The sequence below is a fragment of the Hyphomonas sp. genome, assembly GCF_041689225.1.
In the GTDB taxonomy this organism is placed as follows: Bacteria; Pseudomonadota; Alphaproteobacteria; order Caulobacterales; family Hyphomonadaceae; genus Hyphomonas.
In genome coordinates, this window is sequence record NZ_JBDNGN010000073.1 from 1 (window position 1) to 23,060 (window position 23,060).

Below are 23,060 nucleotides of genomic sequence, written 5' to 3' on the forward strand. Positions count from 1 at the left end.
CCCCCCGCCCCCCCCCCGATGACCCCTGCGTAGCTGCGGAGGAATCAGCAATCGCACGGCGATTGCCCGGAGCACGCCCAAGCGTAAGCGCAGAGCGGGTCTATGGACTGGCATCCGATCCAAGGCGCCAGGGGACAGTTCTGGTCCATAGATACTTGCCAGCGCAGGTATCTTCGGAAGAGAGCAAGCCTAGACTGCCCCAAAAACGCAAACAGCAATGCGCAGTGCCGGGCCATGGCCTGCGAAACGCGCGCCCCTTGCCCCTCCGGCCTAGGTCCGTAGGGTAAAGCCTCCACAATGGGAGGACACGGAATGATTCGGAAATTTGCGATGGCTACGGCCCTGGCCGGGGCGCTCATGGCGGGGACGGCGCCGGCGGCCCATGCGGGCCCGGACGAATACCTTGGCGAGATCATCACGGCGGGCTTCAATTTCTGCCCCCGCGGTACGCTGGAGGCCGATGGCCGCCTCCTGCCGATCAACGAGAATTCCGCCCTGTTCTCTCTCCTCGGCACGATGTATGGCGGCGACGGTCGAACCTCGTTCGCCCTGCCGGACCTGCGCGGGCGCACAATCATCGGGGCGGGCCAGGGCCCGGGCCTCACCGAACGCCGGCAGGGCGAGCGGGGCGGCACCGAGACTGACAGCGCGTCCCCCGCCCTTGCCGATGGTGGCGAAGGGGATGCCTCCGGCAATGCCTCGGCCGGCAACAATATGCCGCCCTATCTCGCCCTCAAGCAATGCATCGTGACGCAAGGCCTCTTCCCGTCCCGGAACTGACCATGCCCCTCTCCCCCTTCCACCTGGCCTTCCCGGTCCACGACCTTGCTGCCGCCCGCGCCTTCTATGGCACCCTGCTCGGCTGCGCCGAGGGGCGCAGTTCGCCGGAATGGGTGGATTTCGATTTTCAAGGCCACCAGATCGTCGCCCATCTTGCGCCAGACCAGTGCACCCCCACCGGCACCAGCGCCGTGGACGGCCACGGCGTGCCCGTGCGCCATTTCGGCCTCGTCCTGCCGATGGCAGACTGGCAGGCGATGGCCGCGCGCCTTGAAGGCCAGGTCGAATTCCTGATTGCGCCCTATGTCCGCTTCAAGGGCCAGCCTGGCGAGCAGGCAACCATCTTCTTCCACGACCCCTCCGGCAACGCCATAGAACTGAAAGCCTTCGCCGACATCGGCCAGCTGTTCGCGAGATAGGGCTGCGCCTCAGGCGGGCTCCCCTTCCCTGTCCCGCACCTTCTCCCCCATGATCCCGTTCGCGCGGCGCGCCTTGACGCATTCGAAGCTGCCCGCCCGGAAGGCGCGGCAGGCTTCCGGCCTGTCTTCATACACGCCGCACACGGCCTTGCCGCCGCCAAGCTGGAGGTGCACGCACTGGCCGCAATCGAATGTCACGAATGTCTGCCCGCCCTCGGCAAACAGGCTGCCTGCTGGCAGGGGGCGTGACGCGTCCCAAGGCGACAGGGCGAGATAGCGCGGGTTCTTGCTGAAACAGCAGGCCCCGCAGGACACGCAATCGGATGTCGGGTCAGTCATGGTGGGGGTCATCGCTCCGCCGCCCGTGCTGCGCACTCGCATCGGTCGGCGGCAGCCGCGATCTACGCCCGCCTGCGCCGCCCGGCAAGCGGGATTCGCCCTCGACTTTCCACCCCCCGCCCGGCCTCGCGTATACTGCGCGCCATGAACCCCGCGACGCGCCATCGCATCTTCTCTGCATTGCCGATCTGGCTGTGGCCTTATGTCTGGCTGCAGCTCTGGGGCCTGCAGCGCTGGATCCAGGCGAGCCGGCGCTGCCTGCTGATCGGCGTCTGCCCGCGCAGCGGCAATGTCTACATCACGCACGTCGCCGACGCCCCGGCGCCCGACGTACACGCCGCCGCGCCAGTTCGCGTGGCCCCGCCTTGCCGTGGCCGAGGCCGCGCGCCTCTGCGCGGCCTGTCCTTGCGTCCTCCGTGCACAATTCACGCACAGGCCACGCCCGGCCCACACCCTTGCCACACCCTTCGCCGACACGTCTTAAGGACGCGCCACCCCCGCACCACACCCGCATCACACCCCTGCCGCCGCTGCCCACCGGGCCTGCGGCCGCCCGTGCTGGGCCATGCCTTTGCGTTACCCCTTCCCTGCCCCGGCCTGCCCGCGCTAGGCTGTCGCCATGATCCTGTATGACTATCCCGGCGGGCCCAACCCGCGCCGCGTCCGCATCTTCCTAGCCGAGAAGGGCATCGCTGTGCCCATGGAAACCGTAGACATCATGACCCGCCGCAATCGCCAGCCTGATTTCCTTGAGAAAAACCCCACTGGCGGCATTCCCATTCTCGAGCTGGACGATGGCACCTGCATTTCGGAAAGCGTCGCCATCTGCCGCTATTTCGAGGAATTGCACCCCGAACCGCCTCTGTTTGGCACCGGTGCCAAACAGCGCGCCATCGTGGAAATGTGGCTGCGCCGGGTCGAGCTGAACCTGATGGTGCCGATCGGCATGGTCTGGGTCCACGGCCATCCGCTGACGGCCAAGCTGATCCGCCAGATCCCCGAAGCCGCCGCGCAAAACCGCGTGCGCGCTGCCATGGGCTACAAGCTGCTCAACGACCAGCTGGCGGAAAATGAGTTCATCGCCGGAGACGCCTATAGCGTCGTCGATGCCGTCGCCCTCGCCACGTATGATTTCGGCGCCGGCCTCGTCGGCGTGCCCCCCGAAGACGACCTCACCCACCTCGCCTGCTGGCATGCCGCCGTCTCCGCCCGGCCCAGCGCCACGGCTTGACACGACTGCGGGTTGACGTAAGCGCCCGCCACGGTCAAGCCTTGTGGCATGCCTATATCCATTCCGTCCGATATCGCCCACATCATCCAGCTCGCCATTGCGCCGGTTTTCCTGCTCGCAGGTATCGGCGCCTTCCTCAATGTCATGGCCAATCGCCTGTCCCGCGTGGTCGACCGCTGGCGCAAGGTGGAGGGCTTCATGGCCGAACTGGATGAATCGTCCCGCCAGATCCACGTGCCCGAGCTTGCGGCCATCGACCAGCGGATGATCCTGATCAATCGCGCCGTCATCCTGTCCACCCTGTCAGCCCTGCTGATCTGCCTCGTGGTTGTGACGCTGTTCACCGGCCAGGTCGTTAAGATGGATGTATCCAACGCGGTTGCGGCGCTCTTCGTCGCGTCGATGGGCGTTCTCATCGCCGGGCTCGTCTATTTCCTCGCCGAGATCTCCGTCGCCACCCGCACCCTGCGCGTCGCCCCCCACCTGATCCCGTCACACAAATCGCGGCACAAAAAAAAGGCGCCACCGGAATCCGGTGACGCCTGATTTTTAGCATGTGAGGCCGGGCCTCAGGCCGGGCTAGGCTCCGGGTCGCCAAGGCCTTTATCGCCCTTGGGCTTGCGGCGCTTGCCGATGACCGGGACAGCCGAGGCCGGTCCGGCATCATTGTCGTCGAAATCAGGCCGGGTCGGCTTGTTGCCCTTGAGCAGTTCGGAAATCTCGGCGCCGCTCAGCGTTTCATATTCAAGCAGGCCATTCGCAATCGCTTCCCACTCAGACCTCGTTTCGGTCATGATGCGGCGCGCTTCGTCCATGCCGGTCTGGATCAGCTTGCGGACTTCTTCCTCGATCTTGCGTGAGGTCTCTTCCGAAATATGGCTCGACTGCATCAGCTGCTGGCCAAGGAACACGTCACCCTGGTCTGAGCCGTAATCGACAGGGCCGATATCGTCGGCAAAGCCCCAGCGCGTGACCATCGCCCGGGCGAGGCGGGTCGCCTGCTGGATGTCGGAGGCGGCACCGGCTGTAACATTGTCATGGCCGAATTTCAGTTCCTCGGCGACGCGTCCGCCCATCATGATGGCCAGGCGGCTGGTCATCTCGATCTTCGACATTGACAGTTTGTCGTCTTCCGGCAGCTGCATCACCATGCCCAGCGCACGTCCGCGCGGAATGATGGTGGCCTTGTGCACCGGATCGGCCGACGGCACTTTAATCGCCACGATGGCGTGACCGGCTTCGTGCCAGGCTGTCAGCTCTTTTTCTTTCTCGGACATCACCATCGAGCGGCGTTCCGGCCCCATCAGGACCTTGTCCTTGGCATCTTCGAACTCTGCCATCGCCACGACGCGCTTGCCGCGGCGGGCCGCCAGCAGCGCCGCCTCGTTGACGAGGTTGGCAAGGTCAGCACCCGAAAAGCCGGGCGTGCCGCGCGCAATCGTCTTGGTGTCGACGTCCTTGGCCAGCGGCACATTCCGCATGTGGACGCGCAGAATTTTCTCGCGGCCGATAATGTCCGGATTGCCGACGGTGATCTGGCGGTCGAAACGGCCGGGCCGCAGCAGCGCCGGGTCCAGCACGTCAGGCCGGTTGGTCGCCGCGACGAGGATGATGCCCTCATTGGCCTCAAAGCCGTCCATCTCGACGAGCAACTGGTTCAGCGTCTGCTCGCGTTCGTCATTGCCGCCGCCGAGGCCCGCGCCGCGCGAGCGGCCGACTGCGTCGATTTCGTCAATGAAGATGATGCACGGCGCTGAGCGCTTGGCCTGTTCGAACATGTCGCGCACGCGGCTGGCGCCGACGCCGACGAACATTTCGACAAAGTCGGAACCGGAAATCGTGAAGAAGGGTACGCCGGCCTCGCCAGCCACAGCGCGGGCGAGCAACGTCTTGCCGGTGCCGGGAGGGCCGACCAGAAGGGCGCCCTTCGGGATCTTGCCTCCGAGGCGCTGGAACTTGGATGGGTCCTGCAGGAATTCGACGATCTCCTGCAGCTCTTCCTTGGCTTCGTCCACGCCGGCGACATCGTCAAACGTGACGCGGCCATTCTTTTCGGTCAGCAGGCGGGCGCGCGACTTGCCGAAGCTCATCGCACCGCGTCCGCCGCCGCCCTGCATCTGGCGCATCATGAAGAAGACAAAGCCGACGATCAGGACGATCGGCAGGATCGAGAAGATCAACGAGGCAAAATTGTTGCGGCCACTGTCAGCATCAATCGTGAAGGGCACGCCTTGTTTCACGAGGATGCCCTGGGTTTCCATGTCGAGACCGCGCAATTCGCTGACCAGCGTGCGGTTGTCAGTTGTCTTCACGATGATTTGCTGGTCGCCCAGCGTGGCTTCGACCAGTTCACCGCCGTCGATCAGTTTGTAGATTTCGGACAGTTTCGCCTTGTCGGCATGATCTGCTTCAGAGGTACCGCCCATGGCGACGGCCATGCCGATGACAAGCAGGGCGATGGCCCCCCAGATGGCAAGATTGCGCACGTTCATATTCGGTCTCTCAATTTTTCAGTGTCCCTGATATCTAACATAGGAGCAGCGTCACACAAAAACGACTCCTTTCCGCTTAACATGCAGCAATTGTCATGCATGATCGAGCAGAAGGCCCTGCAAATCAGTCAAACGCCGGATCAGCAATGGATCCGGGCCATCTAGCCCCGCTTCCGGGACAAGGTGAACAATATTGCCCTGCCGGCTAACCTTCGCGCAGCCCAATGTCGCACCTGCAAAAGCCCGCGGGGCCCGCACCCGGTCAGCCAGCGATTGCAGGTTTTCCCGCCGTGGAGGGGTCTCCCGGCCCGTCACGGCCTGGATCAGGATGCCCATCCCGCGCGCGCCACTTTCCGGGCCGAGCATGGTCATATCTGCCGTTATATGGGCAACGCCGGACACACTTACATGGTCGCGCAGCCAGCGCCCGAGACGAACATCCTCGATTGCGCGCAGGGCGGTGACATCAGTAAGGCAACGCGAAATCTGGGCATGAAGCCCGGGAGAGCCGGCCAGCAACTGCCGCATCTGCACCCGTTCATAGACCGGATTGTCGTTCGTCGGGTCCTCGACCCAGTCCGCGCCCCGTGATTTCAGCTCGTATCGCAAATCGCTGCGACGGGCGGTCAACAGCGGCCGGGCGATCCGAACGCCCTCCCCTTCCGGCCAGACAGGCGACGGTGAAAGGGCCTGCATGCCAGCAAGCCCATACCAGGTCGACCCCTGCCGGGCCCGCATCAGGAAGGTCTCAGCCTGGTCGTCGGCCGTGTGGCCGGTCAGCAGGATCGCGCCGCCATGCGCCTTCAGCGCGCAGGCGAGGGCGGCATGCCGGGCCCGCCGGGCCGCAGATTGACGGCTGACGGGGGCGTCCCACTGCAACGTCTCGTGACGTATCCCGAGCGCGCGGCAGATCTCGCCGACCCGCACGGCCTCGTCAGCAGACGCATCTCGCAGGTGGTGATCAAATGTGAATGCGATGAGGTCGCGGCCACGCGCCTGCGCCCAGTCGTGTGAAAGATGCAGGAGCGCGAGGGAATCGCTGCCCCCGGACACGGCGACTCCGACCGGGCCGGTTCCCGCCGGACACAGCCGATCAAAGGCTGAGAGAGCGGGCGTTAGCGTCTCTAGTTGTCGCACCCGGACTTGGTCCGCTCGACCGCCGACAGGTCGCGCGTCACACCCGAAGCATTCGGGTAGCGTTTCGGCAGCGTGTCGAGCGCGAGGCAGGCCTTCTCCTTGTCGCCGATGAGGCGCATGGCCCGGGCCAGTTTTACCAGCGCATCAGGCGCGCGCGGGTCGTTCGGGAAGGAACGGATCATCGTCGTGTAAGCTGCCCCGCTGTCAGCATAGGCTTTCTGCTGGTACAGCGTCTCGCCGAGCCAGTAGTGGGCCTCGCCCGCTTGCGGATCATTGCCGAACTTCTCGAGGAACTGGCGAAAGGCGGCCTCAGCGCCGGCATAGTCAAACTGAATCAGTTTCGATTTGGCGGCGGCAAACAACGGGCCGGCCTGGCCTGGCAGGTTGCTCGCCGAAATCGTGCCCAGCGATCCGGACGGCAGGTTCAGGCCTGCTTCCGACGGGTTGTTCGAAATAGGCGTCGACGACTGACGCATGCCGGACGCGCTGTTGGCGAGGCCGGACGCGGACGATTCATTGGTCGGCGTGATCAGCCGGGTCGGCCCGGATTCGCCGAGGCTGCCAGACTGAGGTGAAGACTGCGAGGCGACGGAATAGTCGCCACTCTGCGCCGCACCGGGATAGGCGGATTCCGGCTCAGCGGCAGGATCCGCAAAGGCGGGGTCTGCGCCAAGGCGGGCTTCAAGCGCGGCCAGGGTACGGCCCTGCGCTTCGAGCTGCTTGCGCAATTCACCGATACTGTCGGAGAGCGACTCATTATCGCGCTGGAGGGCGTCATTCTGGTCGCGCGCCTGGGAGAGTTGGAATTCCATCGTCTCGACGCGCCCGGTCAGGGTCATGATATCGCCGAGCAGGTTGTTCGCCTGGACTTTGAGGTCCGCATTCTGCTGGCGCACCATTGTGACCTGCGACGCGAGGTCAGAGCTGGTAACGCCCTGTGAGATTGGCGCATTGCGCTGCGCCATGGCCGGTGAAGCAGCAAACACGAGGCAGGCAAGGGCGAGAGCCGGGGCTTTGAACATGGATGCATTATCTCCGCGCAGTGTGGTTGCCACCATACAAAAACAGCCGGGGCCAAAATAAGGCACCCGGCTGCATATTGTAGACCGTTCAGCAGGACAGCTTAGCTGGTCGAGCCGGAAACGATTTGCGTGAAACCGTTACGGTTCAGAGCCCAGGACTGCTCGTCGCTGCCAGCAGCGATCGGACGTTCCTTGCCGTACGAGATCGTGTCGACCCGCGAAGGATCAACGCCGAGGCTGACAAGGTAGTCTTTCACAACCGACGCGCGGCGTTCGCCGAGCGCGAGGTTGTATTCGCGTGTGCCGCGCTCGTCACAGTTGCCTGCCACGAGGATACGGACGCCTGGATAGGACGCCAGCCAGGCAGCCTGACGCTTCAGGATTTCCTGGTCGTCGGCATCAAGGCGGTAGTTGTTGAGGTCGTAATAAACGCGCTCACCAACGTTGACGCGGAAATCGTCAAGCGAACCAGCCAGCGGGCCGGCAGGTTTCACGACGTCTTCGACAACAGGTGCAGTAGGCGCTGGTGCCGTTTCGACGACTTCAACCGGCGTCGTATCTTCAACGACAGGCGCGGGCTTGGAAGCGCAGGCGCCGAGCGAAATCAGTACGAGGGCGGCGGCGGTAAGTTTCAGTGACTTTTGCATTGCTAAGACTCCCCTGGATGTCCTTAGAGCGATATTGACGCCTTGCGGCGGGCGTTTTGTCAACAAGACGACGACTAGCGCTTGATTGATTCCATATTCGGAGGGAAATCAGGCGACAATCGGGCGGTGACTTAACCGAGCGTCGTTTCGCACAAATTTGTCGTCATGTCTCCATAAAGCAACGCCCCCGGACCATTCCGGTGGCCTTTAACTGCTAATTTTATTGCAGAAGCGGCGACCAGGCCGGATCTGACGCGTCGGTTTGGGTCTGCAAACGCTGTTCGTTGCGTCCTGAAAGGTCGACCGACCAGAGCTGGGGCCCTGCGCCGGGACGTGATTCGCGGAAATAAACGATCACGCGGCCATTTGGCGACCAGTCCGGGCCCTCATCAAGATAGGCTTCGGTGAGCAGGCGCTCGCCTTTGCCGTCAATCCCGATCACGCCGATATAAAAGCGGCTGCCAGACTGTTTGGTGAAGGCGACGAGATCGCCGCGCGGGCTCCAGACAGGCGTGGAATAGCTGCCCTTGCCGAACGTGATGCGGCAGGCCGAATCGCGACCGCCCGACGGGCAGGTGCGCGGGCTGCCATCGGCATTCATGATGTAGAGTTGCGGGCTGCCGCCCCGGTCGGACGTGAAGACGATGGAATTGCCGTCCGGTGACATGGAGGGCGATGTATCAATGGCCGGATGATCGGTCAGGCGGCGCGATTCGCGGGTCCGCAGGTTCATGATGTAGATGTCGGAATTGCCGCGTTCGGCCTGGGTCATCAGCACGCTTTGGCCATCACGCGAGAAGCGCGGGGCAAAGGTCATACCCGGGAAATTTCCGAGCAATTCCTGGCGACCTGTCTCGATATTGAAGAGATAGACACGCGGCTTGCCGCCCTCATAGGACATGTAGGTGATTTCCTGGGCCGACGGCGAGAAACGCGGCGTCAGAACCGTATTGCGGCCAGGTGTCAGGTATTGCTGGTTGGCGCCGTCACTATCCATGATGGCAAGGCGTTTGACGCGGGCGAGTTTCGGACCGGTCTCGGCAATATAGACGATGCGCGTGTCGAAATACGGATCTTCCCCGGTCAGGCGCTGGTAGATCGAGTCGGCGATCTTGTGGGAAATGCGGCGCCAGTTGTCCGGAGTCGTGGTCAGGCGGCGGCCCGGCTGGCCATTGATCCGCATCACTTCGCCCGCATAGACGTCCCACAGGCGGAACGAGACGGCGATCTTGCCATCGGGCAGCTCTTCATAAGCACCGACGACCAGGCCGTCTGTCTTGATGATCTTCCAGTCGGCAAAGCGCGGCTGCACGTCCAGCGACAGGTCTTTCTGGATGAAGGAGGCCGGGTTCTGCATTTCGAACAGGCCGGTCGAAGCGAGATCGGCACGCACGACGTCGCTGATCTGCTTCGCCATCGCGGCGTCGGCCCCGGAAATCTGGAAGTCCGGAATGGCCAGCGGCGTCGGCGTGAAATTGCCGTCCGTGACCCGCACCTGCAACTGCGCCGCAGACGGAAGGGCAAAGCTCGTGGCCAGCAGGAACGCTGATACCAGCGCCATCAGGATACGTTTCATTCGATAGTCTCCTTGAATCTTTGGGGGGCGGTCAATTCTCCGGCCCGATTGTCACGTCGATTTCCTGCCATTGGTCGTAATCGTCTGCAGGTAATTTGTATGGCGCGCACTTGCGCACTGCCCGGAGGGCAAGGTCAACCGGAATGCCCGACCGGCCGATTGGGCGCGATTTCGGCAAGATCAGTTCGGCCGAGTTCGACAGGCTGCCATCGCGGGCCAGCTTCAGGCGCACCACGACATTGATCTGGTCTTCCTTGGGCAGGTCGTCGATACCGTTCCAGCAATAGCCGATCTGACGGCGAACGGCTGCCTGCAACGAGGCGGTATTACCGGTGCGCTCGCCCGCCCCCTTGCGGGGTTGCTGGGCATCGGCCAGCATCGGCTTCTGGATACGTGGCGGTTCCTGCGCAGGCGGGGCCTTGCGCTCGTTCTTGGCCTTGGTCTTCAGCACATCTTCGAAATCATTCAGGAAATCGAGGTCATCGGACTCGGTCTTCGGCTTCGTCTTCTGAACCAGTTTCTCTTCCTTCTTCGGTTCCGGCTTCTTCTTTTCCGGCTCCTTGACAGGCGCAGGCTCGGGATCCGGCTCGGCCTTCTCGTCTTCTACAACAATGTCATCCTCGCTCGGTTCCTCGGCGCGGGTGTCATTGGCGTCGACTTCGTCGGCCGTCAGGTCTTTCTGGTCGTCCGGTTTCGCCTCTTCTTCGGGCGTCTCTTCTGGCACCGGCTCGGCTTCAGGTTTGACCTCGGCCTTGGGGATCGCACTCACATTGGTGACAAGGCCGATGTCGAGAAACTCGATCGGCACATCGATGGCGTTCGCACATTCGGGCAGGCGCATCAGGATATCGATCGGGCCGAGGCCCGGCTCGTCGCGTTCGAGCTTGACGATCGCCTTGTCACACTCGGATTTCTGGTTCGGCCACGACATCACCGCCAGCGCGAGCACGCTCGCGTGGAGAAGGGCCGAAAGGGTGAAACCGCGAAGCATGGGTGCTTAAGGCCCTCGCTATTTCTTCTGTTCGGTCACGAAGGCGAGGCGCGTATAGCCAGCCGCACGCACTTCGGACGTCACTTCCATTATCCTGCCATAGGGAACGGACTCGTCGGCGCGCAGGTACATCTGCTGCTCGTAGCCTTCGCCGATGATGGCGGCGAGCTTTGCGCCGAGCTCGTCCACGGTCACTTCCGTGTTCTGAATGAATATCGTGCCGTCAGCCTTCACGGAGATGGCCAGCGGCGCATCGTTCGGCTCGGTCTTGATCGGCCCGGATACGGTCTTCGGCAGGGCGACGTCCTCACCGCGCACCAGCAGGGGCGCGGTGATCATGAACACGATCAGCAGCACCAGCATGACGTCCACAAATGGCGTGACGTTGATTTCGGCATTCAGCGCGCGGCGTCCGCGCCGCCCGCCCTTGCCGCCGGATCCGAGGATAAGTCCCATGCCCTAGTCCCTCGCTGCGTCGGACGCACGGCGCGACAGGCGCACCAGGACATCCTGCGAGAATGTGTCGAGCTGGTCGCCGAACTTGGTCAGGTCGCTCGTGAACTTGTTGTAGAAAATAACCGCCGGGATAGCGGCAACAAGCCCCATGCCGGTTGCGAACAGGGCTTCGGCAATCGGGCCTGCCACGGTGCCGAGGCTCGTGTCTTGCTGGGCCGCGATGTTGAGGAAGGCGTTCATGATACCCCAAACCGTGCCGAACAGGCCAATGAAGGGCGACGCTGAACCGATGGTTGCCAGCACGCCCAGCCCGCTGCCGGCCTTGCTGATTTCCCGGTCAACAGCGGCCCGCATGGAACGCTCGGCGCGGCTGACGATAGCCGCCGCCTCAGTCGGCTGGGAAAGGGCGCGCTTGGCATCCGACCATTCGCGGGCAGCCGATGCGAATACGCGGCTGGCTGCATCACCCGCGACCTGACCAGGGCGCATGTCGAAGTCTTCCGTGCGACCGGTCCAGAATGCATCTTCGAACTGTTTCGCTTTCTTGCGGGCGCCGCCCAGCGAGAACGTCTTTTCGGCAATCACCATCCACGACCAGACCGAGGCGGCTAGCAGGCAGAGGAGCACCAGTTTGACAATCGGGTCTGCATCGAAAACCAGTGAGAGTAGCGAGAAGTCACTATTGCTGGCGGCCGTACCAATCGCTTCGGATTCCATGAGATTCCCTGCTCCTTGAAGTCTGCGGGCTGCGTGCGCGCCGCATATGAGTCTGTGCCGTCGGCGAAGGCCTCGGCGTCTGCCCCTGTTTCCACACCAAATCTGGCGGAAACACGGCAGGCACGCGAGTTTCCGCAGCTGGTTAACCGATAGGGGCTTTTGGTTAAGGATTAGTGGCTGAAGACCGGGTTCGTTGCACTGCAGCAAGGACGAGGCAAACGGGCCTAGAGGATAGGTGCGGCGAGGCGTAAAATATTCTCTTTCATCCGTCGCCAATTCGATCGCGTCGCCCAGGCTTCGGGATCGATAAAGGTGCACCTGTCCAGATAGCGTTCGCGCATCTCGTCCAGCTGGCCGGATACAGCCCGGTCATAGGCGATCAGGGTCAGTTCAAGATTCAGGTAGAAGCTGCGCGTGTCCATATTGACCGTTCCGACCATCGAAATCGTGTCATCGATCAGCACGCATTTCGTGTGCAACAGGCCGTCCGAATAGCGCGCGATACGAATGTCGGCGGCCAGGAGCTCCTCGAAGACAGACTCGCTGGCAAATTGGGCGAGCTTCGAGTCGATCCTTTCGGGCACAATCACATCCACGGCAACGCCTCGCTTGCGGGCCGCCTTCAGCGCCAGTGTCAGCGTCTCGTCGGGGATGAAATAGGGCGTGATGATCGACACGCGCGAATGGGCGGCAAAGATGGCCGAGACGACCCATTCATGGATCGGGCTGTCGCGCGTTTCCGGCCCGGACGGCAACAATTGCAGCGATACGTCCCCGGCCGGCGCCACTTCCGGGCGGTCAGTCGGCAGGTCGCGCAGGGCCTCCCGGTCGACATCCAGACCTACACAGTCAAAAATATAGTCGGCATTGAACACGCAACCGAGCGAATCGACGATCCGCCCCTCCAGCCGGAACATCGTGTCGACCCATTCGCCGACCGACTTGCTCTTCTTGAAAAATTTCGGATCGACCAGGTTGAAGCTGCCAATATAGCCAATCGACTGGTCGATCGCGATCAGCTTGCGATGGTTGCGCAGGTCTGAGCGCTGGGACAGCGATTTGATCAGGCCGACCGGCAGCGAGGCTTCCACGTCCACGCCCGCCTGACGCAGCCGCTGCAGCCAGCTCGATCGGAACAGCGCCTTGCTGCCGAAACTGTCTGCCAGAAGATTGCAGTCGACCCCGCGCTTGGCGGCGCGCACCAGCGCTTCCATCACTCTCATTACCCGGCCTTCCGGCTCGACAATATAGAATTCGAGGAAACACGTATTGGACGCCTGATCGATATCGGCGACAATCCGGTCGAGTATGCTGCCGGCGTCTTCGAGCAGTTCCAGCTTGTTGTCGTGAGTCACGGGGAAACCGGAATGGGTTGCCACGCTTTGGCTGAGCGCCCGCATCGTGTGCGAGGCTTCCAGCACCACGTCCTGCAAGGGATCCTCGGTCATGCCATAACGGCGCGAGTAGAATTGCCGGATACGCGCGCCCTGTCTGAGGCGCTTGCGTCCCATCCGGTGGTCGCCAAACAGGAAGTAGAAGAATATCCCGAAATAAGGCAGAAAGAACAGGATGATGATCCATGCCAGCGTCGTGCTGACCGCCAGCTTTCGGTAGAGCAACCGGAAGGTCAGACCGACCGAGATCAGGATATGAAGGGCAAAGACGAGTGAACTTGGTAGCAAGACGGTCCCCTTCAACGCGTACTGTCGAACGCCGGATGGAACCTTGTGTTCCAGCCGCCATATGAGCAGCATGAGCCACTCTCTCGAAATCCTGACATGGAATATCCAGGCCGCTATCGGCACGACCCGGTATTCACAATACCTGACCCGCGCGCATCATCAGGTGTTCAATACCAGCGCCAAGCGCTCGACGTTGGAAAAAATAGCGGAAATCGTCAGAACCTATGACGTGGTCTGCCTGCAGGAGGTCGATCTGGGGGGGCGCCGATCCGGCTTTTCCTGCCAAGCCGAGCAGATTGCGACCCTGTCTGGCCATTCCCACGTCGCCGTTCAGCGCAACCGGACGATCCCCGGCATCTCACAGCACGGCAACGCCATTCTCAGTCGGTACGCCCTGTCTGATATCCATGATTTCAAACTGCCGGGACGTGTGAAGGGTCGCGGCTGCCTCATCGCCAATGTGCAGGTGGGACGGGGAATATCAGTCGCAAACCTGCACCTCAGCCTTGGCCGTAACGACCAGGCCCAACAGCTTGAGGCCATTGGCCAGTACCTGCCCCGGAAGAACCCGTTCCTAGTCGTTGGCGACTTCAACTGCACGAACAGCTCCACTCATCTCGAGGCGTTCGCCGAGGCGAACCGAGCCCAGATTGCCAATCATCCGCAAATCCCGACCTTCCCGTCATGGCGCCCGCAGCGCGATCTCGACCATATCGTCTATTCCGACCTGGTGAGCCTTGAGCACAGGCGTAGTCATGCGCTTCAGCTGTCCGATCACCTGCCAGTTTCGGCCGAAATCCACTTCTGATGTTGCGAGAATGAAAAAGCGGGGCCCCTTCCAGCGCCCCGCTCAAATTCTCTAAATGCTGACCGCACTATTCGAGCGAAGAAATCTCATCGCGCGCGGCGTTCAGAATTTCGACGATCCGGCACTGGCGCGCCTCGTCAGCGAGCCGATCGCGCGCCGACATTACGACGGCATGCCGCAGCCGGTGCATCGCCGTGCGCACGTCGGTCGGGTCGACGTCTTCCTCGGCGCGCAGCAGGTCAGCGAGCCGCGCATGAATCGCGTCGACCGTTTCCGTCTCGCGTTCAAGTTCGGCCTTACCGTCATCCGTGATGTGGAAAGTCTTCTTTCCGTCCTCGGTGCGCACTTCGGCCCAGCCAAGGTCCTGGATGATTTCCAGCGCCGGATACATGACGCCCGGGCTCGGCTTGTAGGTGCCACCGGTCCGCGTCTCGATTTCCTGGATCAGGTCGTAGCCGTGGCGCGGCGTTTCGTTGATCAGGCTGAGAATGAGAAGGCGAAGATCGCCGTGGCCGAGTGGCCTGCCGCCGCGGCGTCCGCCCCGACCTTGGCCTCCGCGCCCATGGCGGTGTCCGCCGCCCATTCCCATTTTCATGTGCCAGCGCGCGCGGCGACCTTCTCCATTACATCTGTGCATATTGTCTCCTTTATTCTGGCGCCTGTGGCGGCCGACTCCATCGTCATTGTCCAAAAGTTCGCCCGACAGAACGAGCCCGTCATCTGAATCCTGATCTCGCATAGATACTCATTTTCGATATATCTAAACATAAAATAGTTTTAGATATATCTAAATGCAAGTGGCGGGCACAGAAAAGGCCAGGCCGCCGCAATGCCAGCAGGCTTCTTTTGCAGATTATACTGTAATTACAAGGTTATTAGTCTTTGTAGACGAACGCTTCCAGATGTTCGGCCACTTCACGAATCGGCCGGCGCAGGCGCCCGTCGGCATGGATCATCACGGCTGTGATCTCGGCTTCGGAAATCAACTGGCCGTCTCGCAGGCAGGCCTGCTCGAACCGGATACGCGGCCCGTCCATGCCGAGGTAGCGCGTGCGGATGTGCAGCAGGTCGTCCACCTTGGCCGGGCGCTTGTAGCTGACATTCACATTGGTCAACGTGAACGCGGCAGGATCCTCACGGTCCAGCAACGACTGGTGCGAGATACCTGCATCGCGCAAATGATCCGACCTGCCACGCTCGAAGAAGCGCAGGTAATTGGCGTGGTAGACCATGCCCGTGAAATCGGTGTCTTCGTAATAGACGCGCACCGTGATCCAGTGCTGGCGTTGATCATCGAAATTCTTGGTGTCGCGTGTCGGCTGGGTCATGCCTTCCGCGTTAGCAGATCACCCTTGGTCCGTCATCTCCAGCGGACCGGTTTCGTACCCCAACTCTTCTGCACGGGTCTCGATGCGGGCCAGGGTCCCGGCGTCGAGGGATTTCTCGCGCGCGAGTATCCAGAGATACTTTCCGCTCGGGTCACCGACAAGTACGGCCGAATAGTCGGGTTCGAGATGCAGGATCCAATAGTCGCCCCAGGCGAACGGCACCCAGGACGGCGCGAATTTCACCTTCAGGCGCGCATTGCCGGACTGCTCCATCACCCGCGCCATGCCCTTTGCCACCTCTACGGGACCATCCACGCTGCCCTTGTGGCAGGTATTGATCACATCGATCCGGCCATCGGCCCGCTGGACATATTCCGCTGTCACACCGGCGCAATTGTTCTCGAAGCTATTGGGATAGCGGGCGATCTCATACCAGAGCCCTGCATAGCGTGTTAGGTCGACCTGCAGAACGGTGGGCGGGGCCGTTTCAGCGGCGCGGTAGTCCGGCTGGCTGGTGCAGGCAGAGAGCCCAAAGGCTGCGGTTAAGGCAAACAGGCTGTGGCGTATCATGGTGAAGTCCTCCTGCTCTGCATACGCGCCATAACGCCTTTCGGTTTCACCCTTGTCTGGCCAGAGTGCCGCGCACATGCGAAGCCGGATCATTGCCAACGCACAGAGGCGTCATGACTAGCCCTCCCCGCACCAGCCTCACCCCCATCCTGCGCGGCCTGCGCGGACGCTGCCCGGCCTGCGGCAAGGGCCGCCTGTTTACCGGCTACCTTCGCCAGGCGCCCACCTGTTACCATTGCGGCGAACCAACCGGCCAGATCCGCGCCGAGGATGGCCCGCCCTGGCTGACCGTGCTGATCCTTGGGCCCCTGCTGGCGCCGCTCACCTTCATTGTCTCGATGAAATCGACCCTGCCGCTCTGGCTCAGCCTGCCGGCGCTCGGGGCGTTCGCAATCGGCGCCGTCCTGTTCCTGCTGCCCCGCGTTAAAGGAGCCTTTATCGGCCTCCTCTGGCGGATGCAGCAAACGGCCTAGGCTTACTTCTCGCCGAACAGGCCAGATTGCGCCCCGCCCGGCACCGGCAGGCCAAGTCGCTCATAGGCGAGCGGGGCCGCCGTACGCCCGCGCGGCGTGCGGGCGACATAGCCCTTTTGCATAAGGTAAGGCTCGATCACGTCCTCGACGGCATCGCGCGCCTCGGACAGGGCCGCTGCCAATGTCTCGACGCCCACCGGCCCGCCGGCATAAGTCTTCACCAGTGCATGCAGGTAGCGTCGGTCCAGCGCGTCGAGGCCATCCTCGTCAATCTCAAGCCGCTTCAGCGCCCGGCCTGCTGCGGCCCGGTCAATCTTGGCGCCCTCGGCCTCGGCAAAGTCGCGCACCCGGCGCAGCAGGCGCAGCGCAATACGCGGCGTGCCCCGCGCCCTGCCCGCAATCTCGACAGCGCCGTCTTCCGTAATGGCGGCGCCGAGTTTCCGGGCCGCTGCCATAACAATATGTGCCAGTTCCTCCGGCTCATAGAATTCGAGCCGCAGCGGAATACCGAAACGGTCGCGCAGCGGCGTTGCCAGCAGGCCGGCCCGCGTTGTTGCGCCAACCAGCGTGAAGGGCGACAGGTCCAGCCGCACGGAACGCGCCGACGGTCCCTCTCCGATCACGATATCGAGGGCATAATCCTCCATGGCCGGATAGAGGATTTCCTCCACGATCGCCGGCAGGCGGTGGATCTCGTCAATGAACAGGACATCATTCGGCTCGAGGTTTGTCAGGATCGCAGCGAGGTCGCCCGCCTTGGCGATCACCGGCCCGGAGGTCGCCCGGAAACCGACGCCCATTTCTCGCGCCAGGATCTGCGCCAGCGTCGTCTTGCCGAGGCCCGGTGGGCCGAACAGCAGCACATGGTCCAGCGCTTCCGAGCGCCCGCGTGCAGCATCGACATAGACTTTCAGGTTCGACTTGGCTTTGCGCTGACCGACATAATCGTCAAACGTCTGCGGTCGTAGCGCGCGGTCCAGCGCATCGCCGCCCTGCGCGTTGGGATCGGACAACTCACCCTCGCGGCTCACCGGCTAAGTTCCTTCAGCGCCGCCTTGACCAGCGGGCCGACGTCGGAGTCACCGGCTGTCGAAGCGGCAGCCGCCACAGCCCGTGCCGCGTCGCTCTGGCCGTAGCCGAGGTTGACCAGCGCCGAGATCGCCTCACCGCGTGGCCCTGTTTTTGCCGCGACCGGCATGCTTGCCATACCCGCGGCGCTCGCCGCATCGAATTTGCCGAACCGACCCATCGGCGGCGCCTTGCCGCCAAGGTCGAGCACGATCCGCTCGGCCAGTTTCTTGCCGACGCCCTTGGCCCGCTCCAGCACGGCGGCATCGCCAAGCGCTATCGCGCCCATCAGTTCTGCCGGTGAAATCGCATCGAGAATGGCCATCGCTGCCTTGCCCGCCACGCCATGCACATCCTGAAGGCGCACGAACCATGCGCGCTCCTCGTCCGTCCCGAACGCATAAAGTACGATTGCCGCTTCCATCACTTTCGTCTCGACATGCAGCACAGCGGTTTCGCCTGCATGCACAACGCTCAGCAGGCGCGTACCCGCCTGGCAGACATAGCCGACGCCGTTGACGTCGATCAGCACATGATCAAGGCCGAGCGCCGCAATCGTTCCGGTCAGGCGTCCGATAATCATGCCGCCCCCCGCTTCATCTCCAGCGGCAGGTGGTGCGCCGCGCAGATCGCGCAGGCGAGCGCATCGGCTGCGTCTTCCTTCATCTCGCCAGCACGCGGCAACAGGCGTTTGACCATGAACATGACCTGCGTCTTGTCCGCCGTGCCGGTGCCAACGACCGACAGCTTGATCTTGCGCGGGGCAAATTCGGCCACCGGCAGGCTGGCCAGCGACAGGGCCGCCATGGCGGCGCCCCTTGCCTGGCCGAGTTTCAGCGCCGAGCGCGGGTTTGCATTCACCAGTGTTTCCTCGATTCCCGCTGCATGCGGCGCATGCAGGCGGGCGATTTCAGCCACGGCGGTGAAGATGCCAGCCAGCCGCGCGGCCATTTCCATGGTCGTGTCGACGGAGATAACCCCATGCGCCACATGCGCGAGGCGGGCGCCGGTCTGCTCGACCACGCCCCAGCCGGTATGGCGCAGGCCCGGGTCAATTCCGAGAATTCGAATCGTCGCTGTCATGACACCTACCCTATCAGGGCATGAGGTTAATGACAGCTTGCATTTTCCCCGTTTGTTCCTGCGGCGATAAAAAACGGCCGCGTTCCAATTGGACGCGGCCGCAAAATGTATGGCGTAAAAGCCTATTCGGAGAAACGCGGCACCAGGACCTGGTCAATGACATGGATCAGACCGTTGGCCGCCTCGATATCGGCCATGGCCACGGTCGCGGTATTGACCCTGATCTCATTGCCTGTCGCATCGACCAGTATGTCCTTGTTTTTGAGCGACGCCATATTCCTGGACTTGCCGATGGGATCGCCGGACCGGATAGTGCCCGGCACGACATGATAGCTCACCAGAGTGACGAGCTTATCCTTTTTCTCGGGCTTCAGCAGGTCTTCCAGCACGCCCGGCTCCATGGACGCAAAGGCCTCATTGGTCGGCGCGAAGATCGTGTGAGGCCCGGGGTCTGACAGGGCTTCGGTCAGGTCGGCCGATCCGATGGCGGATACTAGCGTCGAGAAATCAGGGCTCGAACCGAGGATGTCGATCACCGTCGGCAGGGCAGACGGCACAAGCGGAACTGCCTCGGACCCAATCGTGGCGGCCTCAGCCGTTTCGGGGACAGGTGCCACACGGTCGCCTCGCTCCGGCGTTGTCGGTTTTGAGCAGGCTGCCAGCAGCAGCAGCACGCTGGCGGCCATCATTATCAGGATAACGGATCTCATCTTGCAGGCATCTTCGCAGTTCTGCCGGGATGGAACGGGAGGATCGCGCGGTTGAGTAGGAGCCAGCCCGGTAAGGAGCGCGACTCAAACAGAAACGCTGCTGGCCGGCAAAATGTTCCAGGCGACGTCGCTCAGCTCATCCATTTCAGCACACGCGGCTCAATCGGGTTCGCGAAATCCCGTTGCTCTGCGCGGGCCTCGACCCATTCGCGCTTCAGGCGCTGGTACCACTTGGCCTGCGCGTCGATATCGTCGATCCAGAGCATCGCCTTCTGGTGCGCCAGCCCCATGTTCTGCAGGTCGACCATGTCGCCATCCTGGCGCAGGAACTTTTTCGCCATCGGGATGGCAAGGGGGACCGCAAGGTTGAGGAGCGGCGCGCCGGTCCACCAGGTGAACTGGGTGATGCGCGTGCGCTTGGGCGCTTCCGGCGTCAGGCAGGTCAGCGTCAGCAGGCGGGTCTTTTCGTTGGAAATGATTTCCCAGCGAAAGCCCGGCAGCTGGAAGCGGATTTCCGTTTCAACATTGTCGCCGAATACCCAGCGATAGAGTTTCGAGTTCGAACTCGGCGCATGCCGGTCAATCGCCCAGCCGCGCTCTGTCGGAATGAATTGCTTCTCTTTCAGCTTCAGGCCGACAGAGGGCGGGCGCCACCACCATTGATTATGCACAAAGGGCACATGGGCCGGATCCATCAGGCCGACGACGGCGTCGTCCATGTGCGCATTGAACACGTCGTGGATGACGAAGCCCGGCTTGTCAGGCAGCGGCCCGAATTCCGGCGGCGGCACGGCGGGCGGCATGTCCACGCGCGGATTGTCAGCGACATAGAGATAGACCGCGCCATAGGCCTCATGCACGCGGTAGCGGCGCACCTTCACCTTGGACGGGTCGTAGCTGCTGCCTTCGGTCAGGCTCGGCATCAGTTTGCAGACACCGTCGGTGCCGAAGCGCCAGCCATGATAGGGGCATTGCAGGGCCCACTCGCCATCGGTTTCCAGCTGCTGGCCCGCCGAAAGCGGCACCAGCCTGTGCGGGCAGATATCGCGCAGCGCAAATGCTTCACCCGCCGGCGTGCGGCCCACGACAACGGGCTCACCGAGCATCATGATCCGGTACTGTTGGCCCTTTTTCAGCTCGCTCGACGGCGCCGCCAGGTACCAGCTGTCGGTCAGGTATCCCGCGTCGGTGATGCCTGTCTTCGTCTGGGGAGGGGTCTGTGTGTCAGCCATGGCAAGCCTTATGGCGCAGGCGTGACAGTGATGTCGATACGCCAGGTGCCGATCTCTTCGCCGCCCTCCCAAGGGCGGTGATTGACCATGTGGAGCGTAGCCGTGCCCGGCGCGGTCGCCGTCAGGTCAAAAGCCATGAAGTGATTGCCGCCGGTCACACCGGGCTGGTTCTGGAATCCCGGATCAGTCGGGCGAGTTGCCTCGTCGGCCAGTTCCACGAAATCGGGCAGGTCTTCGATCTCCCAGACATAGCCGGCCGTGGGAATGCTCTCGAGTTCGATACGGAGTGTCTGGCCGACCTGCATCGCCACCTCGCCGTCAGCCTGTTCGGCCCCCGCATAGAGCAGGCCGTCCGGCAATTCGGTCACAGGATCTGCCGCTGGCCCCATACAGGCTGCAAGAAAGGGTCCAGCAAGGGCCGCAGGGAACATGGAACGCACCATCTGAAATCCTCCATCTGCGCTCTGCATAGCAGGAACTGGCCTGCGCGCCATCACGGCTCGTTGCGGATCAGTTCCGGATCGCGCCTTCGAACGTCACAGAGGCGCCACCTGCGCGGAAATAGTCGGTCCAGAAACCCCGCAAGCGCGCGTCCAGCTCCGGATCGAGCGGCGGACGACCGGGATTGTGCGAGCGGCCAAAGCCGACAATCCGCACGTCCGCGCCTTGCACGGCTGGCAGGTAGCGAAACTTCTCTGCCAGCGCCATCGCGGCGTCCGGCTCCATCGACCCGAATTCGCTCCACGGCACGGCCTGGCTGTTCTCCAGCATGTCGGAAAAGATATAGACATGGGCAAACGGCTGGCCGCCGGGCGGTGCCTGCGTCCACTGCGCAATTGTCGACATGATCGCCGAATGGTCAGCCGAGGCCGATCCCAGAACGGCGGGGGCCAGTGTATGGGCCAGCTGGACCATGAACTGGCGCTTGTCGGCCAGGGCCTTCATGCTGCTGCAGCCGCCCATCATGGAATCGAGCGCTCCCTGCCCCTCGGGACAGCCCGGCTTGCACGCATTGATCAGGCGCGAAGACTGCGTGTAGTGCTCGCCGATAGTTGCAAGCACGATCCGGTCGCCGGGGCCCAGCTGGTCGACAACGGTGCCGATGCTCTCGGTGATGACGGCGCGATCAGTATCGTCATAGGGCGTTGTCTGGTCGATCAGGAACAGGGACGAGGTTTGCCCGAAGGCGCAATAGCCTGCGGCCTGCGCGGCCGAAGGGGCCTCATTCGACCCGCCCGAACAGCCTGTCAGGACCAGTGCAACTGCCAGAAATAGTCGCTTCATTCAGGCGCCGAGCCTGCGCATCTGGTTGGCAAACCGGCGCTTCTCAACGACCTCTTCATCGGCACGTTTCGCCCGCATGGCCGCCGCCTGTTTTTCGAGTTTGCGCTTCTGGCGATCGACCTTCTCAAAGTCGGGATGCTGGTCATGGCAGAAATAGGCGGCCGAAACGCCGACAGCGACAACCGCGAGATTGATCAGCATGAATATCCAGCCATCAAGACCCAAGCCGGACTTCAGTGCAATAATCGCCGCGCCGCCATATTGCTGGCTCTCAAGCGCTTGGCCAAAGACCATTTCAGGCTGTGTGATGAAGGCGAGATAGCCCTGCCGCAGGATCGACACGCCATAGGCTAGCGCAATGATCAGGGCGATGACGAGGGCGACTTGGATGGCTTCGCCCCACCAGTTCTTGCGCCGCGCATTGTACCCGAACCGGCACATGATCATGCCAAGCCGGTGCGCCAGCGTGACAAGCAGTCCGCCGACCAGAAAGGATACGAGAAGGGCCACGGCAGGGCTTTCCTGAAAGAAAAGCTCGAAACTGAACCGATTGATCGGGACTTCCGCCACGGCGAGCGCGACCATGAACGGCCAGTAGAACCAGCCCGAGGAATAGCGCGGCTGACGTTGTTCTGAGGCCTAGATATCGTCCCAGGTTTCATTCGTGTGCTGGAGCTGGTTGGCCAGGCTCTCCTGCCGCGGGGTCCAGCGTGTCTCGACGGCTTCCATCCGGCGCGAGAACTGGCGCTCGAGGATGTCTGCGCCCGTGCCCGCAGGCACCGGGACGTCAGGGCTTGGCTCTGCATCGGGAATGGGGGTCGGCGTCAGGCTTGGCTGACCCGGAACGACTTGAAGGGAGGACGGCGACCGGCCCGTTGTGTCAGTGCTCATCAGACAATTGTTCCCAAGCTTTTCGACCCGCCTTCACCTTAGCCGTGTTAATGTTTGCGCGAAGCATGTGGCAGCTTCAAGGCGAAATGCCAGCGACACCTGCGATGCAGCGCGCCACCGCACA

At 62.6% G+C, this 23,060-nt stretch carries 28 protein-coding genes; 6 read left to right on the forward strand and 22 right to left on the reverse strand.

The window, feature by feature from the left end; all coding sequences use genetic code 11:
- Positions 1 to 312 precede the first annotated feature (312 nt).
- Positions 313 to 780, forward strand: a complete 468-nt coding sequence (locus ACESNB_RS06545; RefSeq protein ID WP_373005524.1) for a phage tail protein — start codon at positions 313 to 315, stop codon at positions 778 to 780.
- Positions 781 to 782: 2 nt separating this feature from the next.
- A complete protein-coding gene (locus tag ACESNB_RS06550) occupies positions 783 to 1,199 on the forward strand; it encodes a VOC family protein (RefSeq protein WP_373005526.1) in 417 nt (138 codons plus the stop codon).
- 9 nt (positions 1,200 to 1,208) lie between these two features.
- Here ACESNB_RS06550 and ACESNB_RS06555 read toward each other — a convergent pair whose 3' ends face one another.
- Positions 1,209 to 1,538 carry a YkgJ family cysteine cluster protein gene (locus ACESNB_RS06555; RefSeq protein WP_373005528.1) on the reverse strand — a complete coding sequence of 110 codons (330 nt, stop codon included), beginning with the start codon at positions 1,536 to 1,538 and terminating at the stop codon, positions 1,209 to 1,211.
- Positions 1,539 to 2,157: 619 nt separating this feature from the next.
- Between ACESNB_RS06555 and ACESNB_RS06560 the strand changes: the two genes are divergently transcribed.
- Entirely contained in the window at positions 2,158 to 2,769 is a 612-nt protein-coding gene (locus tag ACESNB_RS06560) for a glutathione S-transferase family protein (protein WP_373005530.1), read from the forward strand.
- Positions 2,770 to 2,817: 48 nt separating this feature from the next.
- A complete protein-coding gene (locus ACESNB_RS06565) occupies positions 2,818 to 3,315 on the forward strand; it encodes a DUF2721 domain-containing protein (RefSeq protein ID WP_373005532.1) in 498 nt (165 codons plus the stop codon).
- A 23-nt stretch (positions 3,316 to 3,338) separates the two neighbouring features.
- On the opposite strand, the gene ftsH is transcribed toward ACESNB_RS06565, so the two are convergent.
- From ftsH to cls, 9 genes are all read right to left on the reverse strand, one after another.
- Positions 3,339 to 5,261 carry an ATP-dependent zinc metalloprotease FtsH gene (ftsH, locus tag ACESNB_RS06570; RefSeq protein ID WP_373005534.1) on the reverse strand — a complete coding sequence of 641 codons (1,923 nt, stop codon included), beginning with the start codon at positions 5,259 to 5,261 and terminating at the stop codon, positions 3,339 to 3,341.
- A 93-nt stretch (positions 5,262 to 5,354) separates the two neighbouring features.
- Positions 5,355 to 6,314, reverse strand: a complete 960-nt coding sequence (gene tilS / locus ACESNB_RS06575; protein ID WP_373005536.1) for a tRNA lysidine(34) synthetase TilS — start codon at positions 6,312 to 6,314, stop codon at positions 5,355 to 5,357.
- A gap of 71 nt (positions 6,315 to 6,385) precedes the next feature.
- Positions 6,386 to 7,420, reverse strand: a complete 1,035-nt coding sequence (gene ybgF / locus ACESNB_RS06580) for a tol-pal system protein YbgF (protein WP_373005538.1) — start codon at positions 7,418 to 7,420, stop codon at positions 6,386 to 6,388.
- Positions 7,421 to 7,521: 101 nt separating this feature from the next.
- Positions 7,522 to 8,067 (reverse strand): peptidoglycan-associated lipoprotein Pal, encoded by a 546-nt coding sequence (gene pal, locus ACESNB_RS06585; RefSeq protein ID WP_373005540.1) that lies wholly within the window; start codon positions 8,065 to 8,067, stop codon positions 7,522 to 7,524.
- Positions 8,068 to 8,287: 220 nt separating this feature from the next.
- Positions 8,288 to 9,643, reverse strand: coding sequence for a Tol-Pal system beta propeller repeat protein TolB (gene tolB, locus ACESNB_RS06590; RefSeq protein ID WP_373005542.1), 1,356 nt, complete (start codon positions 9,641 to 9,643; stop codon positions 8,288 to 8,290).
- 31 nt (positions 9,644 to 9,674) lie between these two features.
- Complete coding sequence (locus ACESNB_RS06595) at positions 9,675 to 10,634, reverse strand: hypothetical protein (RefSeq protein ID WP_373005544.1); 960 nt, start codon at positions 10,632 to 10,634, stop codon at positions 9,675 to 9,677.
- A gap of 18 nt (positions 10,635 to 10,652) precedes the next feature.
- Positions 10,653 to 11,090 carry a biopolymer transporter ExbD gene (locus ACESNB_RS06600; RefSeq protein WP_340691811.1) on the reverse strand — a complete coding sequence of 146 codons (438 nt, stop codon included), beginning with the start codon at positions 11,088 to 11,090 and terminating at the stop codon, positions 10,653 to 10,655.
- Between the two features lie 3 nt (positions 11,091 to 11,093).
- Complete coding sequence (gene tolQ / locus ACESNB_RS06605; protein WP_373005546.1) at positions 11,094 to 11,807, reverse strand: protein TolQ; 714 nt, start codon at positions 11,805 to 11,807, stop codon at positions 11,094 to 11,096.
- A 224-nt stretch (positions 11,808 to 12,031) separates the two neighbouring features.
- A complete protein-coding gene (gene cls, locus ACESNB_RS06610; protein ID WP_373005548.1) occupies positions 12,032 to 13,561 on the reverse strand; it encodes a cardiolipin synthase in 1,530 nt (509 codons plus the stop codon).
- Here cls and ACESNB_RS06615 point away from each other — a divergent pair.
- Positions 13,560 to 14,297, forward strand: coding sequence for an endonuclease/exonuclease/phosphatase family protein (locus ACESNB_RS06615; protein WP_373005550.1), 738 nt, complete (start codon positions 13,560 to 13,562; stop codon positions 14,295 to 14,297). The two genes, cls and ACESNB_RS06615, sit on opposite strands and share 2 nt — an antisense overlap.
- 67 nt (positions 14,298 to 14,364) lie before the next feature.
- Here the strand turns inward: ACESNB_RS06615 and ACESNB_RS06620 are convergent, their stop codons facing one another.
- The 3 genes from ACESNB_RS06620 to ACESNB_RS06630 form a co-directional block, all read right to left on the reverse strand.
- Complete coding sequence (locus ACESNB_RS06620; RefSeq protein WP_373005552.1) at positions 14,365 to 14,934, reverse strand: PadR family transcriptional regulator; 570 nt, start codon at positions 14,932 to 14,934, stop codon at positions 14,365 to 14,367.
- 238 nt (positions 14,935 to 15,172) lie between these two features.
- Positions 15,173 to 15,625, reverse strand: coding sequence for a YbgC/FadM family acyl-CoA thioesterase (locus ACESNB_RS06625; RefSeq protein ID WP_373005554.1), 453 nt, complete (start codon positions 15,623 to 15,625; stop codon positions 15,173 to 15,175).
- An 18-nt stretch (positions 15,626 to 15,643) separates the two neighbouring features.
- Positions 15,644 to 16,195 carry a lipocalin family protein gene (locus tag ACESNB_RS06630; RefSeq protein ID WP_373005556.1) on the reverse strand — a complete coding sequence of 184 codons (552 nt, stop codon included), beginning with the start codon at positions 16,193 to 16,195 and terminating at the stop codon, positions 15,644 to 15,646.
- Positions 16,196 to 16,308: 113 nt separating this feature from the next.
- Here ACESNB_RS06630 and ACESNB_RS06635 point away from each other — a divergent pair, with 113 nt between their 5' ends.
- On the forward strand, positions 16,309 to 16,668 hold the full coding sequence (locus tag ACESNB_RS06635; RefSeq protein ID WP_373005558.1) for a DUF983 domain-containing protein: 360 nt from the start codon (positions 16,309 to 16,311) through the stop codon (positions 16,666 to 16,668).
- A 2-nt stretch (positions 16,669 to 16,670) separates the two neighbouring features.
- On the opposite strand, the gene ruvB is transcribed toward ACESNB_RS06635, so the two are convergent.
- The 9 genes from ruvB to ACESNB_RS06680 all read right to left on the reverse strand — a co-directional run bounded on the left by ruvB (position 16,671) and on the right by ACESNB_RS06680 (position 22,936).
- Positions 16,671 to 17,699, reverse strand: coding sequence for a Holliday junction branch migration DNA helicase RuvB (gene ruvB, locus ACESNB_RS06640; protein ID WP_373005560.1), 1,029 nt, complete (start codon positions 17,697 to 17,699; stop codon positions 16,671 to 16,673).
- Positions 17,696 to 18,319, reverse strand: coding sequence for a Holliday junction branch migration protein RuvA (ruvA, locus tag ACESNB_RS06645; RefSeq protein WP_373005562.1), 624 nt, complete (start codon positions 18,317 to 18,319; stop codon positions 17,696 to 17,698). The genes ruvB and ruvA overlap by 4 nt, the downstream gene beginning before the upstream one ends.
- Positions 18,316 to 18,819 carry a crossover junction endodeoxyribonuclease RuvC gene (gene ruvC / locus ACESNB_RS06650; RefSeq protein ID WP_373005564.1) on the reverse strand — a complete coding sequence of 168 codons (504 nt, stop codon included), beginning with the start codon at positions 18,817 to 18,819 and terminating at the stop codon, positions 18,316 to 18,318. Before ruvC ends, ruvA begins: the two co-directional genes overlap by 4 nt.
- Before the next feature lie 122 nt (positions 18,820 to 18,941).
- On the reverse strand, positions 18,942 to 19,529 hold the full coding sequence (locus tag ACESNB_RS06655; protein WP_373005566.1) for a fasciclin domain-containing protein: 588 nt from the start codon (positions 19,527 to 19,529) through the stop codon (positions 18,942 to 18,944).
- Between the two features lie 131 nt (positions 19,530 to 19,660).
- Entirely contained in the window at positions 19,661 to 20,761 is a 1,101-nt protein-coding gene (locus ACESNB_RS06660) for a Rieske 2Fe-2S domain-containing protein (RefSeq protein ID WP_373005568.1), read from the reverse strand.
- 8 nt (positions 20,762 to 20,769) lie between these two features.
- Positions 20,770 to 21,204, reverse strand: a complete 435-nt coding sequence (locus tag ACESNB_RS06665) for a protease inhibitor I42 family protein (RefSeq protein WP_373005570.1) — start codon at positions 21,202 to 21,204, stop codon at positions 20,770 to 20,772.
- Between the two features lie 67 nt (positions 21,205 to 21,271).
- Entirely contained in the window at positions 21,272 to 22,045 is a 774-nt protein-coding gene (locus tag ACESNB_RS06670) for a hypothetical protein (RefSeq protein WP_373005572.1), read from the reverse strand.
- Positions 22,046 to 22,630: a hypothetical protein gene (locus ACESNB_RS06675; protein ID WP_373005574.1), complete on the reverse strand. Its 585-nt coding sequence runs from the start codon at positions 22,628 to 22,630 to the stop codon at positions 22,046 to 22,048.
- A 54-nt stretch (positions 22,631 to 22,684) separates the two neighbouring features.
- Positions 22,685 to 22,936: a hypothetical protein gene (locus tag ACESNB_RS06680; protein ID WP_373005576.1), complete on the reverse strand. Its 252-nt coding sequence runs from the start codon at positions 22,934 to 22,936 to the stop codon at positions 22,685 to 22,687.
- Between the last annotated feature and the right edge of the window lie 124 nt (positions 22,937 to 23,060).

Excerpts from the sequence above, each read along its gene's own strand:
- ACESNB_RS06680 (WP_373005576.1), bottom strand. The coding sequence starts at position 22,936 with ATGAGCACTGACACAACGGGCCGGTCGCCGTCCTCCCTTCAAGTCGTT.
- ACESNB_RS06635 (WP_373005558.1), top strand. The coding sequence starts at position 16,309 with ATGACTAGCCCTCCCCGCACCAGCCTCACCCCCATCCTGCGCGGCCTG.
- ACESNB_RS06545 (WP_373005524.1), top strand. The coding sequence starts at position 313 with ATGATTCGGAAATTTGCGATGGCTACGGCCCTGGCCGGGGCGCTCATG.
- ACESNB_RS06560 (WP_373005530.1), top strand. The coding sequence starts at position 2,158 with ATGATCCTGTATGACTATCCCGGCGGGCCCAACCCGCGCCGCGTCCGC.
- pal (WP_373005540.1), bottom strand. The coding sequence starts at position 8,067 with ATGCAAAAGTCACTGAAACTTACCGCCGCCGCCCTCGTACTGATTTCG.
- ybgF (WP_373005538.1), bottom strand. The coding sequence starts at position 7,420 with ATGTTCAAAGCCCCGGCTCTCGCCCTTGCCTGCCTCGTGTTTGCTGCT.
- ACESNB_RS06565 (WP_373005532.1), top strand. The coding sequence starts at position 2,818 with ATGCCTATATCCATTCCGTCCGATATCGCCCACATCATCCAGCTCGCC.
- ACESNB_RS06665 (WP_373005570.1), bottom strand. The coding sequence starts at position 21,204 with ATGGTGCGTTCCATGTTCCCTGCGGCCCTTGCTGGACCCTTTCTTGCA.
- ACESNB_RS06555 (WP_373005528.1), bottom strand. The coding sequence starts at position 1,538 with ATGACTGACCCGACATCCGATTGCGTGTCCTGCGGGGCCTGCTGTTTC.
- ftsH (WP_373005534.1), bottom strand. The coding sequence starts at position 5,261 with ATGAACGTGCGCAATCTTGCCATCTGGGGGGCCATCGCCCTGCTTGTC.
- ACESNB_RS06670 (WP_373005572.1), bottom strand. The coding sequence starts at position 22,045 with ATGAAGCGACTATTTCTGGCAGTTGCACTGGTCCTGACAGGCTGTTCG.
- ruvA (WP_373005562.1), bottom strand. The coding sequence starts at position 18,319 with ATGATTATCGGACGCCTGACCGGAACGATTGCGGCGCTCGGCCTTGAT.
- cls (WP_373005548.1), bottom strand. The coding sequence starts at position 13,561 with ATGCTGCTCATATGGCGGCTGGAACACAAGGTTCCATCCGGCGTTCGA.
- ACESNB_RS06550 (WP_373005526.1), top strand. The coding sequence starts at position 783 with ATGCCCCTCTCCCCCTTCCACCTGGCCTTCCCGGTCCACGACCTTGCT.
- ACESNB_RS06615 (WP_373005550.1), top strand. The coding sequence starts at position 13,560 with ATGAGCCACTCTCTCGAAATCCTGACATGGAATATCCAGGCCGCTATC.
- ACESNB_RS06595 (WP_373005544.1), bottom strand. The coding sequence starts at position 10,634 with ATGCTTCGCGGTTTCACCCTTTCGGCCCTTCTCCACGCGAGCGTGCTC.
- ACESNB_RS06600 (WP_340691811.1), bottom strand. The coding sequence starts at position 11,090 with ATGGGACTTATCCTCGGATCCGGCGGCAAGGGCGGGCGGCGCGGACGC.
- tolB (WP_373005542.1), bottom strand. The coding sequence starts at position 9,643 with ATGAAACGTATCCTGATGGCGCTGGTATCAGCGTTCCTGCTGGCCACG.
- ACESNB_RS06660 (WP_373005568.1), bottom strand. The coding sequence starts at position 20,761 with ATGGCTGACACACAGACCCCTCCCCAGACGAAGACAGGCATCACCGAC.
- ACESNB_RS06625 (WP_373005554.1), bottom strand. The coding sequence starts at position 15,625 with ATGACCCAGCCGACACGCGACACCAAGAATTTCGATGATCAACGCCAG.
- ACESNB_RS06655 (WP_373005566.1), bottom strand. The coding sequence starts at position 19,529 with ATGAGATCCGTTATCCTGATAATGATGGCCGCCAGCGTGCTGCTGCTG.
- ACESNB_RS06675 (WP_373005574.1), bottom strand. The coding sequence starts at position 22,630 with ATGGTCGCGCTCGCCGTGGCGGAAGTCCCGATCAATCGGTTCAGTTTC.
- ACESNB_RS06630 (WP_373005556.1), bottom strand. The coding sequence starts at position 16,195 with ATGATACGCCACAGCCTGTTTGCCTTAACCGCAGCCTTTGGGCTCTCT.
- tolQ (WP_373005546.1), bottom strand. The coding sequence starts at position 11,807 with ATGGAATCCGAAGCGATTGGTACGGCCGCCAGCAATAGTGACTTCTCG.
- ruvC (WP_373005564.1), bottom strand. The coding sequence starts at position 18,819 with ATGACAGCGACGATTCGAATTCTCGGAATTGACCCGGGCCTGCGCCAT.
- ACESNB_RS06620 (WP_373005552.1), bottom strand. The coding sequence starts at position 14,934 with ATGCACAGATGTAATGGAGAAGGTCGCCGCGCGCGCTGGCACATGAAA.